Here is a 20,883-nt window from a genome sequence, read left to right on the forward strand (position 1 = left end):
GCGGCCTCATGCGATGGTGTTGACGATGCCGCCTTCGGCGCGCAACGCGGCGCCGTTGGTCGCCGATGCCTGCCTGGAGCAGACATAGACCACGAGATTGGCGATCTCCTCGGTGCTGGCAAAGCGCTGCAGCAGCGAGGTCGGCCGGTGCTGCTTGACGAAGTTGGAGGCCGCCTCCTCGACCGATTGGCCGTTCTGCTTGGCGAGATCCTTGACGAAGGTCTCGACGCCTTCGGACATGGTCGGTCCGGGCAGCACCGAGTTGACGGTCACGGCGGTGCCTTTGGTCAGCTCGGCGAGCCCGCGCGCGATCGCAAGCTGCGCGGTCTTGGTCATGCCGTAATGGATCATCTCGGTCGGAATGTTGAGGCCGGACTCGGAGGAGATGAAGACGATGCGGCCCCAGTTGCGCTTCAGCATGCCCTGCATGTAGCCGCGCGACAGCCGCACGCCCGACATCACATTGACCTCGTAGAAGCGGCTCCAGTCCTCGTCGGGAATGTCGAAGAACGGCTTCGGCTCGAAGATGCCGGCATTGTTGACGAGGATGTCGACGTCCGGCAGCGCCGCGAGCAGCGCCTTGCAGCCCGCCGCGGTCGAGACGTCGGCGGCAATGCCGCGGAGCTTTGCGTCCGGTACTGCCTTCGTGATCGCGGCAATCGCGGCATCGACCTTGGCCTGACCGCGGCCGTTGACGACGACCTCGGCGCCGGTCTCGGCCAGCCCCCTTGCGATGGCATTGCCAATGCCCGCGGTCGAGCCGGTCACCAGCGCAGTCTTTCCGGAAAGGTCGATTTTCATCTGTCATCTCCATTGATGTCGACGGACATATCGGGCGCGGCATGCAGCGCCGCAATTGCATCTCACCGATGCGTGAGGAAGCAGAACACACCTCGTCGTCCTGGCGAAAGCCAGGGGGACCCATTACCACCGCAGGTGATTATGAGAAGGATTTGAGCCCCAGCGTCGCGCAACAATTTAGATTTGGGGTAATGGGTCCTGGCTTTCGCCAGGACGACGGGGATGGAGCGTGGCCACCAAATAAAAACGGCGCCCGAAGGCGCCGCTTTCAAAACCTGGCTCGAAGCGGGGCTTACGCCGCCTCGGCTTCCTTGTCCTGCGCCGGACCGGAGTCCTGGCCCTTGGCGTCGACGTCGCGGTCGACGAACTCGATCACGGCCATCGCCGCGTTGTCGCCGTAGCGGAAGCCGGCCTTGATGATGCGGGTGTAGCCGCCCTGGCGGTCCTTGTAGCGGGTCGCCAGCGTGTCGAACAGCTTCTTGACCTGGTCGACGTCGCGCAGCTCCGAAATCGCCTGGCGGCGCAGGGCGAGGCCGCCCTTCTTGCCGAGGGTGACGAGCTTCTCGACGATCGGCCGCAGCTCCTTGGCCTTCGGCAGCGTGGTGACGATCTGCTCGTGCTTGATCAACGCGGCCGCCATGTTGGCGAACATCGCACGCCGGTGCTCGGCGGTGCGGTTGAGCTTCCGATGAACCTTGCCGTGACGCATTGACTTATTCCTTCTTCAATTCTGCCGCGGTGGTTCAGCGACAAGTTTTGCAGGTGGGCATCCTGCGTTCGCCCGCAAAAGCGCCTTAGCGCGCTTTTGCTATCTCGTTTGAGCATGATCCTCGCCGGAAAACCGCTCCGCGCTTTTCCGGGATCATGCTGCGTAAAAAATCGTGGCCGGAAGTTTTCCGGCCACGACGGTGGAATCGGATCAGTAGTGATCCTCGAAGCGCTTGGCGAGCTCGTCGATGTTCTCCGGCGGCCAGCCCGGCACTTCCATGCCGAGGTGCAGACCCATCTGGGCCAGCACTTCCTTGATCTCGTTCAGCGACTTGCGGCCGAAGTTCGGGGTGCGGAGCATTTCCGCTTCCGACTTCTGCACGAGGTCGCCGATGTAGACGATGTTGTCGTTCTTCAGGCAGTTTGCCGAACGCACCGACAGCTCGAGCTCGTCGACCTTCTTGAGGAACGCCGGGTTGAACGCGAGATCGGGGATGATCTCCTGCGTGACTTCCTTGCGCGGCTCTTCGAAGTTGACGAACACGTTGAGCTGATCCTGCAGGATGCGCGCGGCGTAGGCCACCGCGTCCTCCGGCGTGATCGCGCCGTTGGTCTCGATCGTCATGGTCAGCTTGTCGTAGTCGAGGATCTGGCCCTCGCGGGTGTTCTCGACCTTGTAGGACACCTTGCGGACCGGCGAGAACAGGCTGTCGACCGGGATCAGGCCGATCGGAGCATCCTCGGGACGGTTGCGCTCGGCGGCGACATAGCCCTTGCCGGTCGTGACCGTGAACTCCATGCGGATCTCGGCGCCGTCGTCCAGCGTGCAGAGCTGCAGGTCGGGGTTGAGCACCGTGACATCGCCGACGGTCTGGATGTCGCCGGCGGTGACGGCGCCCGGGCCCTGCTTCTTCACGACCATGCGCTTCGGGCCTTCGCCCTGCATCTTGATCGAGATGTCCTTGATGTTGAGGACGATGTCGGTGACGTCTTCACGGACACCGGCGATCGAGGAGAACTCGTGCAACACGCCGTCGATATGCACCGACTGCACCGCCGCGCCCTGCAGCGAGGACAACAGGATGCGGCGCAGCGCGTTGCCGAGCGTCTGGCCGAAGCCACGCTCGAGCGGTTCGGCGACCACGGTGGCGAACCGGCTCGCGTCCGAGCCCGGCGTCACCTGCAGCTTGTTCGGTCGAATGAGTTCTTGCCAATTTTTCTGGATCGTCACTGTTTCACCCATTTGCCGGTCACAGGGCCAAATCGAATGGCCGAACCCGGCGTTGGAGATCGCGGATCAGTCCGCGCGGTCAATTCCAAAAACCATCGCAGGGCGGCCAGAGGCCGCCCACGACTTACAGATCAAACGCGCCGACGCTTGCGCGGACGGCAGCCATTGTGCGGGATGGTGGTCACGTCGCGGATCGAGGTGACGGTGAAGCCCGCAGCCTGCAGCGCACGGAGCGCCGACTCACGGCCCGAACCCGGGCCGGCCACTTCAACCTCCAGCGTGCGCATGCCGTGTTCCTGCGCCTTCTTGGAGACGTCTTCGGCCGCGACCTGCGCGGCATAGGGGGTCGACTTGCGCGAGCCCTTGAAGCCCATGGTGCCGGCCGACGACCAGGCAATGGTGTTGCCCTGCGCGTCGGTGATGGTGATGGTCGTGTTGTTGAACGACGAATTCACGTGCGCGATGCCGGAGGCGATGTTCTTGCGTTCGCGGCGGCGTACGCGGGTGGCTTCCTTGCCCATTTCAAACCTTTCCTGTGATCTCGACGCCGCCGTAGTGCCAGCGGCTACACCTCAAAACGCAAATGGCGAGTAGCGAATTTCCATTCGCTACTCCCCACTAGCAATTCGCAAAACTTATTTCTTCTTGCCGGCGATCGCCTTGGCCGGCCCCTTGCGCGTGCGCGCATTGGTGTGGGTGCGCTGGCCGCGCACCGGCAGACCGCGGCGATGACGCAGGCCGCGGTAGCAGCCGAGGTCCATCAGCCGCTTGATGTTGATGCCGACCTCGCGACGGAGGTCGCCCTCGACCAGGTAGTCGCGGTCGATCACTTCGCGGATCTGCAGGACTTCCTGGTCGGTCAACTGGTTGACGCGACGGTCCAGCGGGATCTTGACCTTCTCGATGATGTCGGCCGCGTTCTTCTGGCCGATGCCATGGATGTACTGAAGCGCGATCAGGACGCGCTTGTTGGTGGGAATGTTGACGCCGGCAATACGGGCCACGGACTTCTCTCCTGTCGCCGATCCATCACGGATACGGGCTTCTCAAGTGCTTGCTCTCTCGGGCTTGTGTCCACAAACGCGAACACGACGCCCTCCCCTCATGTCCTTCGGGGCCCGGCATCGTCATCAAACTATCCAACTTGGATGCGGAGCTTATTAAAGGATTCATGTCGGTTTCGTCAACCGCTCCTAGCGTTTAGCTCGCTTTTTCGTGAGCTTTTTTGCCACCTTTTTGGCGGTCTTTGCTCCCTTGCGGGCTTTGGCGGCGCGGGCGGCCTTCTTTACCGCCTTCTTCGCGGCTTTCTTCACGGTTTTCTTGGCCGCTTTGGCCTTGGAGGGCGCCTTGGCAGCCTTCCGGGCCGATTTGGCGGCCTTTTGGGCTGGTTTAGCTGCCTTCCGGGCCGGCTTCTTGCTGGCCTTCATGGCCGCCTTGGCGGCCTTTTTAGCCGCCTTCGGGGCGTGATCCTCGTGTTCCCTGGGTTCCAGCGCGCCGAGTGCGGTCAGGATCCGGTTGATCTCGCGGGTGACGTGCTCGATGGTCATCATGCCATCGACCGTCAGGAGCTTCCGCCGCTCCGAATAATAGTGAATCAGCGGCTCCGTCAGCGAACGGTACTGCGCCAAGCGCTTGGTCAGCACTTCCGGCGTGTCGTCGAGGCGGACTTCCTCGCCGCGCGCGCGGGTTTCCTCGGCACGCTTCTCAACGCGGGCGAGCAGCGCGCTCTCGTTGACGCGGAGCTCAACCACCGCGTCGAGCTTGAGGTGCTTTTTCCGGAGCAGATCGTCGAGCGCCTCCGCCTGCGGCACAGTGCGCGGGAAGCCGTCGAGAATGAAGCCCTTCCTGGCATCGGGCTCCTCGATGCGGTCGGCGATGATTCCCACCACGACCTCGTCTGGAACCAGGCCGCCATTGGCCATGATCTCCTTGGCCTGGAGGCCGACCGGCGTGCCCGCGGCGACCGCAGCGCGCAGCATCTCACCGGTCGAGAGCTGGACGATGCCGTGCTTGTGCACCAGCCGCTGCGCCTGGGTTCCCTTGCCCGAGCCCGGCGGCCCCAAAAGGATCAATCTCATATCTGTTTCGCCCCCCGGCTAGGTGGGCGACGTCCGCACACCTGTGTTTTGAGTTCGAAGCCGAGCCGCGATCAGCGGCGGCGGCCTCCCCTGAGCTTCGACTTCCTGATCAACCCCTCATACTGATGAGCGAGCAGATAGCCCTGCACCTGCGACACCGTATCCATCGTCACGCTGACGACGATCAACAGCGAGGTGCCGCCAAAGTAGAACGGGACCGATGCGTAGGAAATCAGAATTTCAGGAATCAGGCAGACGATCGCGAGATAGACCGCGCCGAGCACCGTGATGCGCGACAGCACATAGTCGATGTACTCGGCGGTGCGCTCGCCGGGCCGGATGCCCGGGATGAAGCCGCCATGCTTCTTCAGGTTGTCCGCGGTCTCGGTCGGATTGAACACGATCGCGGTGTAGAAGAACGCGAAGAACACGATCAGCGCGAGATACATGAACAGGAACAGCGGCCGGCCGTGGCTGAGCTGGGTCGTGATCCACTGGAACCATTCCGGCCCCTTGCCGGCGTTGAAGTTCGCGACCGTGGTCGGCAGCAGCAGCAGCGACGAGGCGAAGATCGGTGGAATCACGCCCGAGGTGTTGAGCTTGAGCGGCAGATGCGAGGACTGGCCCTCGAACATCTTGTTGCCGACCTGGCGCTTCGGATACTGGATCAAAAGCCGGCGCTGCGCGCGCTCCATGAACACGATGAAGGCGATCACGGCGACCGCCATCACGATGACGATCAGGATCAGGCCGGTCGACATCGCGCCCTGGCGGCCCAGTTCCAGCATGTTGGCGAGCGCCGACGGCAGCTCGGCGACGATGCCGGACAGGATGATCAGCGAGATACCGTTGCCGATGCCGCGCGAGGTGATCTGCTCGCCGAGCCACATCAGGAACATGGTGCCGCCGGTCAGCGTGATCGCGGTCGAGATCCGGAAGAACATGCCGGGGTCGCTGACGACATTACCGGCGCCTTCGAGGCCGATCGCGATGCCATAGGACTGGAACAGCGCCAGGATCACGGTCAGATAGCGGGTGTACTGGTTCAGCGTCTTGCGGCCCGCCTCGCCTTCCTTCTTGAGCGCCTCGAGCTGCGGCGACACGGTGGTCAGCAGCTGCACGATGATCGATGCCGAGATGTACGGCATGATGTTGAGCGCGAAGATCGCCATGCGGTGGATGCCGCCGCCGGCGAACATGTTGAACATGCCGAGGATGCCGCCGGACTGGCTGCGGAACACCTGCTCCCAGATGTTGGGATCGATGCCGGGCAGCGGGATGTAGGTGCCGAGCCGATAAACAAGCAGCGCACCCAGGGTGAACCAGATGCGCTTCTTCAGCTCGTCGGCTTTCGCCAGCTGTCCGAAATTGAGGTTGGCGGCAAGTTGTTCGGCTGCTGAGACCATGTTTCGGCTTTCTCCCGGAGCCCCATTCGCCGGCGCCCCCAAAGAGATCAATTCCCTGGGCGCCGGCAGACACCGGACATTATCTGGTGCTCGGCCTCGATAAGTCCATCATTCGATCCGCGGATTGCCCGCGCGTCGCGGGCAATGACGCAGATGTTACGCCGCCTCGCCTTCTTCCTTGGCGGGGGCCAGGATCTTGACCGAGCCGCCGGCCTTCTCGACCGCGGCAATGGCCGACTTGGAAGCGCCGTGCACCTCGATGGTCAGCTTGGTCTTGATCTCGCCGCGGCCGAGCAGCCGCAGGCCGTCCTTGGCGCGGCGCAGCACGCCGGCCTTGACCAGCGATTCGACGTTCACCGTCGCGCTCGCATCGACCAGCTTGTTGTCGATCGCTTCCTGCAGACGGTCGAGATTGATCTCGGCGAAGTCGAGCCGGAAGATGTTGTTGAAGCCGCGCTTCGGCAGACGGCGATGCATCGGCATCTGGCCGCCTTCGAAACCCTTGATGCGGACGCCCGAACGCGCGGTCTGGCCCTTGCCGCCGCGGCCCGAGGTCTTGCCCTTGCCGGAACCGATGCCACGGCCGACACGCATGCGCTTCTTGCGCGAGCCGGCGTTGTCGGCGATATCGCTGAGCTTCATCGCCCTTCTCCTTATCTCTGCTTACTCGCCGACGACGCGGACGAGATGCTGAACCTTGCTGATCATGCCGCGAACTTCAGGGGTATCCTGCAGCTCGGCAACCCGGCCGATCTTGTTGAGCTTGAGGCCGATCAGCGTCGAACGCTGCGAGTGATGGCGGCGGATTGCGCTGCCGATCTGCTCGACCTTGATGGTCTTGCTGGCCTTGGCCATGACAGTAACTCCGAATAGCGCTTCGAGAAGCGCGCGTTGTTATTCCGCCACCACTTCGGCGTCGCCGCCGACGCGGCGCGACTGCAGGGTGGAGACCTTGATGTTGCGGCGTGCCGCCACCGAGCGCGGCGAATCCTGATGCTTCAGCGCATCGAACGTCGCGCGAACCATGTTGTAGGGATTCGACGAGCCGATCGACTTCGCCACCACGTCCTGGATGCCGAGCGTCTCGAACACAGCGCGCATCGGGCCGCCGGCGATGATGCCGGTACCGGCCGGAGCGGCACGCAGGTAGACGCGGCCGGCGCCGTGACGGCCGGCGATGTCGTGATGCAGCGTGCGGCCTTCGCGAAGCGCGACGCGCGTCAGGTTGCGCTTCGCCGATTCGGTCGCCTTGCGGATCGCTTCCGGAACTTCGCGCGCCTTGCCGTGGCCGAACCCGACCCGGCCCTTCTGGTCGCCGATCACGACCAGCGCCGCAAAGCCGAAGCGCTTGCCGCCCTTGACGACCTTCGCCACGCGATTGATGTGGACGAGCTTGTCGACGAACTCGCTGTCGCGCTCCTCGCGCTCCCTGCTCCGTTCGCGTCCGCCGCGTTCGCGTTCACCTGCCATGGTGTTTTCCAATCTCTAGGAGGCCTTGCGCCTCTTTCCTCGTCATCGTTCGTAAAGTTTAGAAGCTCAATCCGCCTTCGCGCGCCGCATCCGCGAGCGCCTTGACGCGCCCGTGATAGATGTAGGCGCCGCGATCGAACACGACTTCCTTGACACCCTTCTGCGCCGCGCGCTCGGCGAGCAGCTTGCCGACCGCCTTCGCCGCATCGATGTCGGCGCCGGTCTTGCCGGCGTCGCGCATGGTCTTCTCCAGCGACGAGGCGGAAGCGAGCGTCTCGCCCTTCTGGTCGTCGATGACCTGGGCGTAGATGTGCTTGGACGAGCGGAACACCGACAGCCGCGGACGGCCGCCTGCCGAGCGGCGAAGCGCAAGGCGCACGCGCTGCTTGCGCCGGGCATTCGTAACCTTGAGTGACATGACCGGCTCCGTTACTTCTTCTTGCCTTCCTTGCGGAAGATGAATTCGTTGGCGTACTTGACGCCCTTGCCCTTGTAGGGCTCCGGCGGACGGTAGGCGCGGATCTCGGCGGCGACCTGGCCGACGCGCTGCGGATCGTTGCCGGTGATCGTGATCTCGGTCGGCTTCGGCACCGCGATGGTGATGCCTTCCGGGATCGCGTACACCACGTCGTGGCTGTAGCCGAGCGCGAGCTGCAGGTTCTTGCCCTGCATCGCGGCGCGGTAGCCGACGCCGGTGATCTCGAGCTTCTTCTCGAAGCCCTTGGTGACGCCCTCGACGAGGTTGGCGACCTGCGCGCGCGCGGTGCCGTACATCGCCTGCGCGCGGTTGGTCTTGACCCGCGGAGCGACCTTGACCTGACCGTTCTCGAACTTCACCTCGACGTCGTCATGCACGACGAACTGAAGCTGGCCCTTCGGCCCCTTCACCTTGACGGTCTGGCCCTCGACGGTCGCCGTCACACCCGACGGGATCGCCACCGGCCTTTTGCCGATACGTGACATCGTAAAATCCTTCCTCAGAACACCGTGAAGAGAACTTCGCCGCCCACGTTGGCGTCGCGCGCCTGGTGGTCAGCCATGATTCCCTTCGGCGTCGACAACACCGAAATGCCGAGACCGTTGTTCACGCGCGGCAGGTTCTTCACCGAGGCGTAAACGCGGCGGCCCGGCTTCGACACCCGCTCGATCTCGCGGATGACGGGCTCGCCGTCGAAATACTTCAGCTCGATCTCGAGCTCGCTGCGGCCCGAGGCATGCTCGACGCTGGCGTAGCCGCGGATGTAACCCTCGGACTTCAGCACCTCGAGCACGTTGGCGCGCATCTTCGAGCCGGGGCTCGAGACCTTGGACTTGGAGCGCATCTGCGCGTTGCGGATGCGGGTGATGAGATCGCTGATCGGATCGTGCGTAGACATTGTTCCGACCCTCCCTTACCAGCTCGACTTCACGAGGCCGGGAACCAGGCCTTTGGAGCCGAGTTCACGCAGCGCGATGCGCGAGAGCTTGTTCTTGCGATAGTTCGAGCGCGGACGCCCGGTCAGCTCGCAACGGTTGCGGATGCGCGTCGGCGACGAGTTGCGCGGCATCTCGGCGAGCTTCAGCGTCGCCGCGAAGCGCTCTTCCATCGGCTTGGTCTTGTCGGCGATGATCGCCTTCAGCTTCTCGCGGCGCGGGCCGGCGTTCTTCGCCATCCGCTTGCGCCGGTTGTTCTTCTCGACTGAACTCTTCTTTGCCATGCTTGGCTCCTGGGTATCCGCGTTTGAGTGGCTTTGGCTCAGCTACTCACTGCCGGAACGGGAAATTGAAAGCGGTCAACAAGGCACGCGCCTCGTCGTCGGTCTTGGCGGTGGTGCAGACCGTGATGTCCATGCCACGCGCTTCCGAGACCTTGTCGAAGTCGATCTCGGGGAAAATGATGTGCTCCTTGATGCCGAGCGAATAGTTGCCACGGCCGTCGAAGCTCTTCGGGTTCAGGCCGCGGAAGTCGCGGACGCGGGGCAGCGCCACGTTCACCAGGCGGTCGATGAACTCGTACATATGGGTCTTGCGCAGCGTGACCTTGCAGCCGATCGGCTGGTTCTCACGCAGCTTGAAGGTCGCGATCGCGATCCGCGAATAGGTCACGATCGCCTTCTGGCCGGCGATCTGGGTCAGCTCGGCGGCGGCGGTCTCGGCCTTCTTGCGATCGTTGACGGAGTCGCCCACGCCCATGTTGAGCACGACCTTGTCGAGGCGCGGCACCTGCATCACGTTGGCATAACCGAACTTCTCGGTCATCATGCCGCGGATCTTCTTGTCATACTCCGCGCGCAGACGCGGCGTGTAAGCTGTATCAGCCATCGATCTCTGCTCCCGAGCTCTTGGCAACACGAACCTTCTTGCCATCGGCCTGAATCTTGAACCCGATGCGGGTCGGCTTTCCGTCCTTGCCGACATACGCAATGTTCGAAAGGTCGATCGGCATCTCCTTGGAGATGATCCCGCCTTCCTGGGTCTGGGTCTGCTTCTGGTGACGCTTCACCATGTTGATGCCGCGAACGAGAGCCTTGTTCTCGTCCGGACGCACCTCGAACACCTCGCCGGTGCGACCCTTGTCGCGGCCGGTGAGCACCATCACCTTGTCGCCCTTGCGGATCTTGGCAGCCATCACAGCACCTCCGGCGCGAGCGAAATGATCTTCATGTGGTTCTTGGCGCGCAGCTCGCGCGGCACCGGCCCGAAGATACGGGTGCCGACCGGCTCGGACTGATTGTTGATCAGCACGGCGGCGTTGCGGTCGAAGCGGATGACCGAACCGTCGGCGCGGCGGATGTCCTTGCGGACCCGGACCACGACGGCCTTCATCACGTCGCCCTTCTTCACCTTGCCACGCGGAATGGCTTCCTTGATCGACACAACGATAACGTCGCCCACGGTGGCATAGCGGCGCTTGGAACCTCCAAGAACCTTGATGCACATGACACGGCGTGCGCCTGAATTATCGGCCACGTCGAGGTTGGTCTGCATCTGAATCATTGATGCACCTCGTCCTCTTTCTGCGCTTCAGCGCGCTCAAAATTTCCCTGAATTCCCTCGGCCAGGCCGAAGTAATCAGGCCGTTTTCTTGTGTTCGCCCCGGACCACGGTCCAGCGCTTCAGCTTCGAGATCGGCTTCGATTCCTCGATCCAGACCATGTCGCCCGGCTTGAACTGGTTGTTCTCGTCGTGCGCGTGGTAGTTCTTGGAACGGCGGATCGTCTTCTTGTAGATCGGGTGGGTGAAGCGGCGATCGACGCGCACCACGATGGTCTTGGCTTGCTTGTCGCTGACGACCACGCCCTGCAGAGTACGTTTCGGCATAGCTGGCCCCTTACTTCTTCTTCGCGCGCTGCTGGGCAGCGATGGTCTTGATACGAGCGATATCGCGGCGGGCTTCCCGCATCCGCGAGGTGTTCTCCAGCTGCCCGGTGGCGCGCTGGAAACGCAGGTTGAAGCGTTCCTTCTTCAGATTCAGGATCGCGTCTTCCCGCTGGTCGTCGCTCATCGCGCGAATGTCTTCAACTTTCATCTCGGCCATGGCGATTACTCCGCAATGCGCGCAACGAAGCGCGTCTTGATCGGCAGCTTGGCGGCGGCGAGCGACAGCGCTTCCTTCGCGGTCTGCACCGGCACGCCGTCGATCTCGAACATCACGCGGCCCGGCTTGATCCGGACCACCCACAATTCCGGGGCACCCTTGCCGGAGCCCATGCGGACTTCGGCGGGCTTCTTCGACACCGGCACGTCCGGGAACACGCGGATCCAGACGCGGCCGGCGCGCTTCATGTGACGGGTCAGCGCGCGGCGGGCGGCTTCGATCTGACGGGCGGTGACGCGCTCAGGCTCCATCGCCTTCAGGCCGAACTGGCCGAACGCCAACGTCGCGCCAGAGGTCGCAACGCCGTGGATACGGCCCTTATGCGCCTTCCGGAACTTCGTTTTCTTAGGTTGCATCATGGCTTTAAGCCCTCAAATTCCTGCTTTGCCTCAAGCGGCGTCGCGGCGCGAACGCGGCGTGCTGTCGCCTTCGGCCATCTTCTTGTCCTGGGCCATCGGATCGTGCTCGAGGATCTCGCCCTTGAAGATCCAGACCTTGACGCCGCAGGTGCCGAAGGTCGTGAACGCGGTGGCAACGCCGTAGTCGACGTCGGCGCGCAGCGTGTGCAGCGGCACGCGACCTTCGCGGTACCACTCCATGCGCGCGATTTCGGCGCCGCCGAGACGGCCCGAGCAGTTGATGCGGATGCCACCGGCACCGAGACGCATCGCCGACTGCACGGCGCGCTTCATGGCGCGGCGGAACGCGACGCGGCGCTCGAGCTGCTGGGCGATCGATTCAGCGACCAGGGTCGCGTCGAGCTCAGGCTTGCGGATTTCGACGATGTTGATCACGACGTCCGACGAGGTGATGTCGGCAACCTTCTTGCGCAGCTTGTCGATGTCGGCGCCCTTCTTGCCGATCACGACGCCCGGACGGGCCGAATGGATCGTCACGCGGCACTTCTTGTGCGGACGCTCGATCACGATGCGGGCGACGGCCGCCTGCTTGAGCTCCTTGTGCAGGATCTCGCGGATCTTGACGTCCTCGTGCAGCAGCTTGCCGTATTCCTGCTTGCCGGCGAACCAACGGGAGTCCCAGGTCCGGTTGATGCCGAGACGCAGCCCGATTGGATTGATCTTTTGACCCATCGTCTTCTCCTGCGCCCTTCTTAGGCGCTTGCCTCGGCCTCGACCTGACGAACCACGATGGTCAGGTGCGAGAACGGTTTGAACACACGGCCCGAACGGCCACGGCCGCGCGGAGCAAAACGCTTCATCACGATGCCATTGCCGACATGCGCCTCGGCGACGACCAGATCGTCAACCTCGAGGTCATGGTTGTTCTCGGCGTTCGCGATCGCCGATTCCAGGCACTTCTTGACATCGACCGCGATCCGCTTGCGCGAGAACTGCAGGTCGGCGAGCGCAGCGGACGCCTTGCGGCCGCGGATCAGCTGCGCCACCAGGTTGAGCTTCTGCGGGCTGACGCGCAGCATGCGGGCGACGGCCTTGGCCTCATTGTCCGCGAGGCTACGTTCGCGCTTTGGTTTGCTCATCGGTTAATCCTCAAGCCTTCTTGGCTTTCTTGTCGCCCGAATGGCCGTGGAAGGTCCGGGTCGGCGAGAACTCGCCGAACTTGTGACCCACCATTTCCTCGTTGATTGCCACCGGCACGTGCTTGTGGCCGTTATAGACGCCGAACGTCAGGCCGACGAACTGCGGCAGGATGGTCGAGCGGCGGCTCCAGATCTTGATGACGTCGTGACGGCCGGACGAGCGCGCGGCATCTGCCTTCTTGAGCAGAGAACCCTCGACGAACGGGCCTTTCCAGACTGAACGAACCATGTCCGGCGTTCCTTACTTCTTCCGCTTGTGGCGGCTGAGGAGAATGAATTTGTTGGTCGACTTGTTGGTGCGGGTCTTCTTGCCCTTGGTCGGCTTGCCCCACGGAGTAACCGGGTGGCGACCGCCCGAGGTACGACCTTCACCACCGCCGTGCGGGTGATCGATCGGGTTCATGACGACGCCGCGGTTGTGCGGACGCCAGCCGAGCCAGCGGGTACGACCGGCCTTGCCGATCGAGATGTTCATGTGATCGGGGTTGGAGACCGCGCCGATCGTGCCGCGGCAACGGCCGTGCACCAGACGCTGCTCGCCCGAGTTCAGGCGGACGATCACGTAGTCCTGGTCGCGGCCGACGATCTGGGCGTAGGTGCCGGCGGAGCGCGCCAGCTGACCGCCCTTGCCGATCTTCAGCTCGATGTTGTGCACGATCGTGCCGACCGGCATGTTGCCGAGCGGCATGACGTTGCCCGGCTTGACGTCGACATAGTTGCCGGCGACGACGGTGTCGCCTGCCGCCAGGCGCTGCGGCGCCAGGATGTAGGCCAGCTCACCGTCCTGATACTTGATCAGCGCGATGAACGCGGTGCGGTTCGGATCATACTCGAGCCGCTCCACGACCGCCGGCATGTCCACCTTGTCGCGGCGGAAGTCGACGGTGCGGTAGGCCTTCTTGTGGCCGCCGCCGCGGAAACGCACGGTGATGCGACCGGTGTTGTTGCGACCGCCGTTGCCGAGCTTGCCCTCGGTCAGGGTCTTCACCGGCTTGCCCTTGTAGAGCGCCGAACGATCGACCATGACCAGCTGGCGCTGGCCCGGCGTCGTGGGATTGTAGGTTTTCAATGCCATCGTCGTTGCGCCTTATAGTCCGGTAGTCACGTCGATGCGGTGGCCCTCTTCCAGGGTCACGATCGCGCGCTTGGTGTCCGACTGCGAGCCGAGATTGCCGCGGAACACCTTGGTCTTGCCCTTGCGAACGAGAGTGTTGACGCTCTTCACCTTGACGTCGAACAGCTTCTCGACCGCTTCCTTGATCTGCGGCTTGGTCGCCTTGCCGGCGACCTTGAACATCACCTTGTTGTGCTCGGAGGCGAGCGTCGCCTTTTCCGTCACGACCGGAGAGATGATGACGTCGTAGTGGCGCGGATCGATGTTCTTCATTTGAAGCGCGCCTCCAGCGCATCAACCGCAGCCTTGGTCAGCACCAGCTTCTGGCGGCGGAGAATGTCGTAGACGTTGATGCCCTGGATCGGCAGCACGTCGATGTTCGGAATGTTGCGGGCCGCGGTCGCGAAACCGGCGTTCAGCTCGGCGCCGTCGATGATCAGCGCGTTGGTCAGTCCGAGGCCGGAGAAGTGGCCGAGCAGCGCCTTGGTCTTGGCGGCCTCGAGCTGCGCATTGTCGATCACGATCAGCCCGCCGTCCTTGGCCTTGGCCGAGAGCGCATGCTTGAGCGCGAGCGCGCGCACCTTCTTCGGAAGGTCGGTCGCATGGGAGCGAACGACCGGACCGAACGCACGGCCACCGCCGCGGAACTGCGGCACGCGGGCCGAGCCGTGACGGGCGCCGCCGGTGCCCTTCTGCTTGTACATCTTCTTGCCGGTGCGCCAGATCTCGGCGCGGCCCTTGGCCTTGTGGGTGCCGGCCTGACGCTTGTTCAGCTGCCACTGCACGCAGCGCTGGATGATGTCGGCGCGCGGCTCGAGACCGAAGATCGCGTCCGAGAGCTCGACGGATCCGGCGTCCTTGCCTTCAAGGGTCGTGACTTTCAATTCCATCTCACACGCCCTCCTTCTCGGCCACAGCCTCGGCAGCTTCGCCACCTGCAACCTTGAACTTGCCGGGCTTCGGGGCGTCCTTCGGCAGCGGCTTCTTGACCGCGTCGCGCACCGAGATCCAGCCGCCCTTGGAGCCGGGAACGGCGCCCTCGACGAGGATCAGGCCGCGCTCGACGTCGGTCGAAACCACGCGCAGATTGAGCGTGGTGATGCGGTCGACGCCCATGTGACCGGGCATCTTCTTGTTCTTGAAGGTCTTGCCGGGGTCCTGACGGCCACCGGTCGAACCGATCGAACGGTGCGAGATCGACACACCGTGGGTGGCGCGCAGACCGCCGAAATTCCAGCGCTTCATGCCGCCGGCGAAGCCCTTACCGATCGAGGTACCGGTCACGTCGACGAACTGGCCGACCACGAAATGGTCCGCCTGGATTTCCGCGCCGACCGGGATCAGCGCGTCCTCGGACACGCGGAACTCGGCGACCTTGCGCTTCGGCTCGACCTTGGAGACCGCGAACTGGCCACGTTCGGCCTTGGGCATGTACACGGTCTTGCGGGCGCCCGAGCCGAGCTGAAGAGCGACATAGCCGTTCTTCTCGGTCGTGCGGTGGCCCAGCACCTGGCAGTTGCCCAACTTCAGCACGGTCACAGGGATATGCTCGCCGGTCTCCGTAAAGACCCGCGTCATCCCGACCTTTTGTGCGATCACTCCGGAGCGCATCGGCGTGCTTCCTGTCTTTCTGTCCGCAAGCGGCGGACGTAAAAATCCAAAACCTTAGAGCTTGATCTCGACGTCGACACCGGCGGCCAGGTCGAGCTTCATCAGCGCATCGACGGTCTGCGGGGTCGGGTCGACAATGTCGAGGAGGCGCTTGTGGGTGCGCATCTCGAATTGCTCGCGGCTCTTCTTGTCAACGTGCGGCGAACGGTTGACGGTGAACTTCTCGATGCGGGTCGGCAGCGGAATCGGTCCGCGAACCTGCGCACCGGTGCGCTTCGCCGTGTTCACGATCTCGCGGGTCGACGTATCGAGGATTCGATGGTCGAACGCCTTGAGACGGATGCGAATATTTTGGCCGTTCATTGCCGTATTCTTTCTTTAGTGAGTGGCGAGTAGCGAATAGCGAATGGAGGGACCCACTCGCTACTCGCCATTCCCTATTCGCGTAGTTACTCGATGATCGCGGCGACGACGCCGGCGCCGACGGTGCGGCCGCCTTCGCGGATCGCGAAGCGCAGCTTCTCTTCCATCGCGATCGGCACGATCAGGTGCACTTCCATCGCGATGTTGTCGCCCGGCATCACCATCTCGGTGCCTTCCGGCAGGTGCACGACACCGGTCACGTCGGTGGTGCGGAAGTAGAACTGCGGACGGTAGTTGGTGAAGAACGGGGTGTGGCGACCGCCCTCTTCCTTGGTGAGGATGTAAGCCTCAGCCTTGAACTTGGTGTGCGGCTTGACCGAACCGGGCTTGCACAGCACCTGGCCACGCTCGACTTCCTCGCGCTTGGTGCCGCGGAGCAGCGCACCGATGTTGTCGCCGGCCTGGCCCTGATCGAGCAGCTTGCGGAACATTTCGACGCCGGTGACGATGGTCTTCTGGGTGTCGCGGATTCCGACGATTTCGATTTCCTCGCCGACCTTGATCACGCCGCGCTCGACACGGCCGGTGACGACGGTGCCGCGGCCCGAGATCGAGAACACGTCTTCAACCGGCATCAGGAACGGCTGGTCGATCGGACGCTCCGGCTGCGGGATGTACTCGTCGACATTGCGCATCAGCTCGAGGATGGCGTCGTGGCCGAGCTTCTTGTCCTTGTCTTCGAGGGCGGCGAGCGCCGAGCCCTTGATGATCGGGATCTTGTCGCCCGGGAATTCGTACTTCGAGAGCAGCTCGCGGACTTCGAGCTCGACGAGCTCGAGCAGCTCCGGATCGTCGACCATGTCGCACTTGTTGAGGAACACGACGAGCGCGGGCACGCCGACCTGGCGGGCGAGCAGGATGTGCTCGCGGGTCTGCGGCATCGGGCCGTCAGCAGCCGACACGACCAGGATCGCGCCGTCCATCTGGGCGGCACCGGTGATCATGTTCTTCACGTAGTCGGCGTGGCCGGGGCAGTCGACGTGGGCGTAGTGGCGGTTGGTCGTCTCGTACTCGACGTGAGCGGTCGAGATCGTGATGCCGCGGGCCTTCTCTTCCGGCGCCTTGTCGATCTGGTCGTAGGCGGTGAACGTCGCGCCGCCGGTTTCTGCGAGCACCTTGGTGATCGCTGCGGTCAGCGAGGTCTTGCCATGGTCGACGTGACCGATGGTGCCGATGTTGCAGTGGGGCTTGTTACGTTCGAATTTAGCTTTGGCCATTTGACTCTCCGTTCAATCGTTGACTGCCATCAACGACAATCAGGCAAACTTCTTCTGGACTTCAGCCGACACGTTCGCCGGAGCTTCGGCGTAGTGATCGAACTGCATGGTGAAGGTCGCGCGACCCTGGCTCATCGAGCGCAGGTTGTTCACGTAACCGAACATGTTCATGAGCGGCACCATCGCGTTGATGACGTTGGCGTTGCCGCGCATGTCTTGGCCCTGGATCTGGCCACGCCGGGAATTCAGGTCGCCGATGACCGAACCGGTGTAGTCTTCCGGGGTCACCACCTCGACCTTCATGATCGGCTCGAGCAGAACGGACTTGCCCTTCGTCAACGCTTCGCGGAACGCAGCCCGCGATGCGATTTCGAACGCCAGTGCCGACGAGTCGACGTCGTGATACTTGCCGTCGACCAGCTGCACCTTGACGTCCACCACCGGGAAGCCGGCAACGACACCGGAGCCCATCACGCTGTTGAGGCCCTTTTCGACGCCGGGGATGTATTCCTTCGGCACCGCGCCGCCGACGATCTTCGATTCGAACTCATAGCCCTTGCCGGGCTCGTTCGGCTCGACGACGATCGACACTTCGGCGAACTGACCGGTACCGCCGGTCTGCTTCTTGTGCGTGTACTTGACTTCGGCCTTCTTGGTCACGCGCTCGCGGAACGCCACCTGCGGCGCGCCGATGTTGGCGTCGACCTTGTAGGTGCGCTTGAGAATGTCGACCTTGATGTCGAGATGCAGTTCGCCCATGCCCTTGAGAATGGTCTGGCCGGACTCCTGGTCGGTCGACACACGGAACGACGGATCTTCCGCGGCGAGCTTGGCAAGCGCCACGCCGAGCTTTTCCTGGTCGGCCTTCGACTTCGGCTCGATCGCGATCTCGATCACCGGCTCCGGGAATTCCATCTTCTCGAGGATCACCGGCTTGTCGGGATCGCACAGCGTGTCGCCGGTGCGCGCTTCCTTCAGGCCAGCCAGCGCGACGATGTCGCCGGCATAGGCTTCCTTGATGTCTTCGCGGTTGTTCGCATGCATCAGCAGCATGCGGCCGATACGCTCTTTCTTCTCGCGGGTCGAGTTCACCACGCCGGTGCCCGACTGCAGGATGCCGGAATAGATGCGGCAGAACGTGATGGTGCCGACGAAGGGGTCGTCCATGATCTTGAACGCGAGCAGCGCCAGCGGCTCCTTGTCGTCCGCCTTGCGCACGACTTCGTTGCCCTCATCGTCGGTGCCCTTGATCGCGGGCACGTCGATCGGCGACGGCAGATAGTCGACGACGGCGTCGAGCAGCGGCTGCACGCCCTTGTTCTTGAACGCGGAGCCGCACAGCACGGGATAGAACGCGCCGGTCAGCACGGCCTTGCGGATCAGGCGCTTCAGGGTCGCCTCGTCCGGCTCCTTGCCGTCGAGGAAGGCAGCCAAAGCGTCGTCGTCGAGCTCGACGGCGGCTTCCACCATCTTCTCGCGATATTCCTTGGCCTGCTCGACCAGATCTTCCGGAATGTCGACATAGTCGAACTTGGCGCCGAGCGATTCATCGTTCCAGATGACGCCCTTCATCTTCACGAGGTCGACGAGACCCTTGAAGTTGTTCTCGGCACCGATCGGCAGCTGGATCGCGATCGGCTTGGCGCCGAGGCGGTCGACGATGTCGGACAGGCACTTGAAGAAGTCGGCGCCGGTCTTGTCCATCTTGTTGGCGAAGACGATGCGCGGAACCTTGTACTTGTCGCCCTGGCGCCAGACGGTCTCGGTCTGCGGCTCGACGCCCTGGTTGGAGTCGAGGACGCAAACGGCGCCGTCGAGCACGCGCAGCGAACGCTCGACCTCGATGGTGAAGTCGACGTGGCCGGGTGTGTCGATGATGTTCAGGCGCTTGCCGTTCCAGAACGCGGTGGTCGCAGCCGAGGTGATCGTGATGCCACGCTCCTGCTCCTGCTCCATCCAGTCCATCGTCGCGGCACCTTCGTGCACTTCGCCGATCTTGTGGCTCTTGCCGGTGTAATACAGGATGCGCTCGGTGGTCGTGGTCTTGCCGGCGTCGATATGCGCCATGATACCGAAGTTGCGGTAGTCCTCGATGGCATGTTGGCGGGGCATGAGACTGTTCCTTAAATTCCGTTGTTCGCCTTACCAGCGATAGTGCGAGAACGCGCGGTTGGCTTCCGCCATCCGGTGCACGTCTTCCCGCTTCTTGACGGCGTTGCCGCGATTGTTCGAGGCGTCGAGCAGCTCAGCCGAGAGACGCTCCGTCATGGTCTTCTCGTTGCGCTCGCGGGCGGCCGAGATCAGCCAGCGGATGCCGAGCGCCTGACGGCGCACCGACCGGACTTCGACCGGAACCTGGTAGGTCGCGCCGCCGACGCGGCGGGAACGAACCTCGATGGTCGGCATCACGTTCTCGAGCGCCTGCTCGAACACGCCGAGCGGGTTCTGCTTGGTCTTGGCCTCGATCATGCCGAGCGCACCGTAGACGATGTTTTCGGCAACCGACTTCTTCCCGGCGTACATCACCGAGTTCATGAACTTCGTAATGATGATGTTCCCGAACTTCGGATCCGGAAGAACTTCACGCTTCTCGGCAGAATGGCGACGCGACATCTGATCGGTTCCCGCTTACTTCGGACGCTTCGCGCCGTACTTCGAACGACGCTGCTTACGGTTCTTGACGCCCTGGGTATCCAGCACGCCGCGGAGGATGTGGTAGCGCACACCGGGCAAGTCCTTGACGCGGCCGCCGCGGATCATGACCACCGAGTGCTCCTGCAGGTTATGGCCCTCACCCGGGATGTAGCCGATCACCTCGAAGCCGTTGGTCAGGCGCACCTTGGCGACCTTACGAAGCGCCGAGTTCGGCTTCTTCGGGGTCGTGGTGTAGACGCGCGTGCACACGCCGCGCTTCTGCGGCGACTGCTGCAGCGCCGGCACCTTCTTACGCGACTTCTGCACTTCACGCGGATTTGCGATCAGCTGGTTGATCGTCGGCATGCAGCCTTCACCCTTTAGTTCACGCGAAAACCTTGAATGGCTCCGCAAATTTCTTCTCAGGACTAGCCGTCCCGCACGGCCTCGCTCGACACGGAACAAACAACCGCGCAAAGCGAAATCGCGCCAACCACTCATCGCTGAGCGGAAAGCGCATCGACGCCACAGAGGACCGCGATCCCGAACCGTTCAGCGTGCGCTGTTCGGTCCGCCACCGAGGTCATGCATCCGAATTCACTCTCAAGAGGACGTGCTCAAGAGAACTAATATCGTCCTGGCATTGCCTAGCTATCATCGACAGCGTTTGAGCGGCATTCGTCGAGGTTGGTGCCCGTCCGGCTCCTCAAAAAGGACCTTCGGGTGTTCCGTTCCGACGCTGGCGTAGCTCACCGCCTGTCGTTAAGTGGGCGCCTTGTATAATCGAGAGATAGTGAAGTCAAGCAAAACGACAAGCGAAGAAACGCCTCTGGCACTTGCGGATTTCGCATTTCACCGAGGTTCGGCGCAAGGCGAAATGTGACGGCCGACCGACCTCCCCGCGCACTTCATCCGAATCTTCGGGCGCGTGCGGAATCATATTACATCCGGGTAAAATATGGTTAGAAACAACTCTCCCCAAGTTAGTCCCGAAGGCAAACTTCGAAACTAAGCCTTTATTTGCCATTCGCAGCGCAAAAATCGGGGTCACAGCC

Annotated in this window: 32 protein-coding genes; all 32 read right to left on the bottom strand. The window is 63.1% G+C overall.

What is annotated here, in order from left to right; translation table 11 throughout:
- Positions 1-6: 6 nt before the first annotated feature.
- The 32 genes from ACVMDN_RS20260 to rpsL all read right to left on the bottom strand — a co-directional run bounded on the left by ACVMDN_RS20260 (position 7) and on the right by rpsL (position 20,194).
- Positions 7-801, bottom strand: coding sequence for an SDR family NAD(P)-dependent oxidoreductase (locus ACVMDN_RS20260; RefSeq protein ID WP_076831371.1), 795 nt, complete (start codon positions 799-801; stop codon positions 7-9).
- Positions 802-1,093: 292 nt separating this feature from the next.
- Positions 1,094-1,510, bottom strand: a complete 417-nt coding sequence (rplQ, locus tag ACVMDN_RS20265) for a 50S ribosomal protein L17 (RefSeq protein ID WP_016843769.1) — start codon at positions 1,508-1,510, stop codon at positions 1,094-1,096.
- Positions 1,511-1,720: 210 nt separating this feature from the next.
- Positions 1,721-2,752 (bottom strand): DNA-directed RNA polymerase subunit alpha, encoded by a 1,032-nt coding sequence (locus ACVMDN_RS20270; RefSeq protein WP_035631062.1) that lies wholly within the window; start codon positions 2,750-2,752, stop codon positions 1,721-1,723.
- 119 nt (positions 2,753-2,871) lie between these two features.
- Positions 2,872-3,261, bottom strand: a complete 390-nt coding sequence (gene rpsK / locus ACVMDN_RS20275) for a 30S ribosomal protein S11 (RefSeq protein WP_006021048.1) — start codon at positions 3,259-3,261, stop codon at positions 2,872-2,874.
- A 114-nt stretch (positions 3,262-3,375) separates the two neighbouring features.
- Positions 3,376-3,744, bottom strand: a complete 369-nt coding sequence (rpsM, locus tag ACVMDN_RS20280) for a 30S ribosomal protein S13 (RefSeq protein WP_057019544.1) — start codon at positions 3,742-3,744, stop codon at positions 3,376-3,378.
- A gap of 189 nt (positions 3,745-3,933) precedes the next feature.
- Positions 3,934-4,818 carry an adenylate kinase gene (locus tag ACVMDN_RS20285; protein ID WP_076831374.1) on the bottom strand — a complete coding sequence of 295 codons (885 nt, stop codon included), beginning with the start codon at positions 4,816-4,818 and terminating at the stop codon, positions 3,934-3,936.
- 71 nt (positions 4,819-4,889) lie between these two features.
- Positions 4,890-6,224, bottom strand: a complete 1,335-nt coding sequence (gene secY, locus ACVMDN_RS20290) for a preprotein translocase subunit SecY (RefSeq protein WP_057019546.1) — start codon at positions 6,222-6,224, stop codon at positions 4,890-4,892.
- A gap of 156 nt (positions 6,225-6,380) precedes the next feature.
- On the bottom strand, positions 6,381-6,866 hold the full coding sequence (rplO, locus tag ACVMDN_RS20295; protein WP_028339310.1) for a 50S ribosomal protein L15: 486 nt from the start codon (positions 6,864-6,866) through the stop codon (positions 6,381-6,383).
- A 21-nt stretch (positions 6,867-6,887) separates the two neighbouring features.
- The gene (gene rpmD / locus ACVMDN_RS20300) at positions 6,888-7,079 is read right to left on the bottom strand and encodes a 50S ribosomal protein L30 (RefSeq protein ID WP_028335461.1); all 192 of its coding nucleotides are present in this window, start codon (positions 7,077-7,079) and stop codon (positions 6,888-6,890) included.
- 39 nt (positions 7,080-7,118) lie between these two features.
- Positions 7,119-7,694, bottom strand: coding sequence for a 30S ribosomal protein S5 (gene rpsE, locus ACVMDN_RS20305; protein WP_016843761.1), 576 nt, complete (start codon positions 7,692-7,694; stop codon positions 7,119-7,121).
- Between the two features lie 58 nt (positions 7,695-7,752).
- A complete protein-coding gene (gene rplR / locus ACVMDN_RS20310) occupies positions 7,753-8,112 on the bottom strand; it encodes a 50S ribosomal protein L18 (RefSeq protein ID WP_016843760.1) in 360 nt (119 codons plus the stop codon).
- A gap of 11 nt (positions 8,113-8,123) precedes the next feature.
- Positions 8,124-8,657: a 50S ribosomal protein L6 gene (rplF, locus tag ACVMDN_RS20315; RefSeq protein WP_024578581.1), complete on the bottom strand. Its 534-nt coding sequence runs from the start codon at positions 8,655-8,657 to the stop codon at positions 8,124-8,126.
- A gap of 14 nt (positions 8,658-8,671) precedes the next feature.
- Entirely contained in the window at positions 8,672-9,070 is a 399-nt protein-coding gene (gene rpsH / locus ACVMDN_RS20320; protein ID WP_018272133.1) for a 30S ribosomal protein S8, read from the bottom strand.
- 15 nt (positions 9,071-9,085) lie between these two features.
- Complete coding sequence (gene rpsN / locus ACVMDN_RS20325; protein WP_016843757.1) at positions 9,086-9,391, bottom strand: 30S ribosomal protein S14; 306 nt, start codon at positions 9,389-9,391, stop codon at positions 9,086-9,088.
- A 46-nt stretch (positions 9,392-9,437) separates the two neighbouring features.
- Positions 9,438-9,995 (bottom strand): 50S ribosomal protein L5, encoded by a 558-nt coding sequence (gene rplE, locus ACVMDN_RS20330; RefSeq protein WP_016843756.1) that lies wholly within the window; start codon positions 9,993-9,995, stop codon positions 9,438-9,440.
- Positions 9,988-10,302: a 50S ribosomal protein L24 gene (gene rplX, locus ACVMDN_RS20335; protein ID WP_016843755.1), complete on the bottom strand. Its 315-nt coding sequence runs from the start codon at positions 10,300-10,302 to the stop codon at positions 9,988-9,990. The genes rplE and rplX overlap by 8 nt, the downstream gene beginning before the upstream one ends.
- Positions 10,302-10,670 carry a 50S ribosomal protein L14 gene (gene rplN / locus ACVMDN_RS20340; protein WP_011473865.1) on the bottom strand — a complete coding sequence of 123 codons (369 nt, stop codon included), beginning with the start codon at positions 10,668-10,670 and terminating at the stop codon, positions 10,302-10,304. Before rplN ends, rplX begins: the two co-directional genes overlap by 1 nt.
- 75 nt (positions 10,671-10,745) lie before the next feature.
- Positions 10,746-10,994, bottom strand: a complete 249-nt coding sequence (gene rpsQ / locus ACVMDN_RS20345; RefSeq protein WP_016843754.1) for a 30S ribosomal protein S17 — start codon at positions 10,992-10,994, stop codon at positions 10,746-10,748.
- A 10-nt stretch (positions 10,995-11,004) separates the two neighbouring features.
- Positions 11,005-11,211, bottom strand: a complete 207-nt coding sequence (gene rpmC, locus ACVMDN_RS20350; protein WP_016843753.1) for a 50S ribosomal protein L29 — start codon at positions 11,209-11,211, stop codon at positions 11,005-11,007.
- Positions 11,212-11,216: 5 nt separating this feature from the next.
- The gene (rplP, locus tag ACVMDN_RS20355; protein ID WP_016843752.1) at positions 11,217-11,630 is read right to left on the bottom strand and encodes a 50S ribosomal protein L16; all 414 of its coding nucleotides are present in this window, start codon (positions 11,628-11,630) and stop codon (positions 11,217-11,219) included.
- 30 nt (positions 11,631-11,660) lie between these two features.
- Entirely contained in the window at positions 11,661-12,362 is a 702-nt protein-coding gene (gene rpsC, locus ACVMDN_RS20360) for a 30S ribosomal protein S3 (protein WP_016843751.1), read from the bottom strand.
- Positions 12,363-12,382: 20 nt separating this feature from the next.
- On the bottom strand, positions 12,383-12,769 hold the full coding sequence (rplV, locus tag ACVMDN_RS20365; protein WP_016843750.1) for a 50S ribosomal protein L22: 387 nt from the start codon (positions 12,767-12,769) through the stop codon (positions 12,383-12,385).
- Positions 12,770-12,779: 10 nt separating this feature from the next.
- On the bottom strand, positions 12,780-13,058 hold the full coding sequence (rpsS, locus tag ACVMDN_RS20370; RefSeq protein ID WP_028335459.1) for a 30S ribosomal protein S19: 279 nt from the start codon (positions 13,056-13,058) through the stop codon (positions 12,780-12,782).
- A 12-nt stretch (positions 13,059-13,070) separates the two neighbouring features.
- A complete protein-coding gene (gene rplB, locus ACVMDN_RS20375; RefSeq protein ID WP_021081655.1) occupies positions 13,071-13,904 on the bottom strand; it encodes a 50S ribosomal protein L2 in 834 nt (277 codons plus the stop codon).
- A gap of 12 nt (positions 13,905-13,916) precedes the next feature.
- On the bottom strand, positions 13,917-14,216 hold the full coding sequence (locus ACVMDN_RS20380) for a 50S ribosomal protein L23 (protein ID WP_028339313.1): 300 nt from the start codon (positions 14,214-14,216) through the stop codon (positions 13,917-13,919).
- Positions 14,213-14,833, bottom strand: a complete 621-nt coding sequence (rplD, locus tag ACVMDN_RS20385) for a 50S ribosomal protein L4 (RefSeq protein WP_016843745.1) — start codon at positions 14,831-14,833, stop codon at positions 14,213-14,215. The genes ACVMDN_RS20380 and rplD overlap by 4 nt, the downstream gene beginning before the upstream one ends.
- Before the next feature lies 1 nt (position 14,834).
- Complete coding sequence (gene rplC, locus ACVMDN_RS20390) at positions 14,835-15,554, bottom strand: 50S ribosomal protein L3 (RefSeq protein ID WP_057019547.1); 720 nt, start codon at positions 15,552-15,554, stop codon at positions 14,835-14,837.
- Between the two features lie 54 nt (positions 15,555-15,608).
- Positions 15,609-15,917 (bottom strand): 30S ribosomal protein S10, encoded by a 309-nt coding sequence (rpsJ, locus tag ACVMDN_RS20395; RefSeq protein WP_002712302.1) that lies wholly within the window; start codon positions 15,915-15,917, stop codon positions 15,609-15,611.
- Positions 15,918-16,003: 86 nt separating this feature from the next.
- Positions 16,004-17,194 carry an elongation factor Tu gene (gene tuf, locus ACVMDN_RS20400; RefSeq protein ID WP_018272140.1) on the bottom strand — a complete coding sequence of 397 codons (1,191 nt, stop codon included), beginning with the start codon at positions 17,192-17,194 and terminating at the stop codon, positions 16,004-16,006.
- Positions 17,195-17,233: 39 nt separating this feature from the next.
- Positions 17,234-19,306, bottom strand: a complete 2,073-nt coding sequence (gene fusA / locus ACVMDN_RS20405) for an elongation factor G (RefSeq protein WP_057019548.1) — start codon at positions 19,304-19,306, stop codon at positions 17,234-17,236.
- 30 nt (positions 19,307-19,336) lie between these two features.
- Positions 19,337-19,807 (bottom strand): 30S ribosomal protein S7, encoded by a 471-nt coding sequence (gene rpsG, locus ACVMDN_RS20410; RefSeq protein WP_016843741.1) that lies wholly within the window; start codon positions 19,805-19,807, stop codon positions 19,337-19,339.
- 15 nt (positions 19,808-19,822) lie between these two features.
- Positions 19,823-20,194 carry a 30S ribosomal protein S12 gene (rpsL, locus tag ACVMDN_RS20415; protein ID WP_006611834.1) on the bottom strand — a complete coding sequence of 124 codons (372 nt, stop codon included), beginning with the start codon at positions 20,192-20,194 and terminating at the stop codon, positions 19,823-19,825.
- Positions 20,195-20,883: the final 689 nt, after the last annotated feature.

The organism is Bradyrhizobium sp. USDA 4510 (assembly GCF_054059095.1).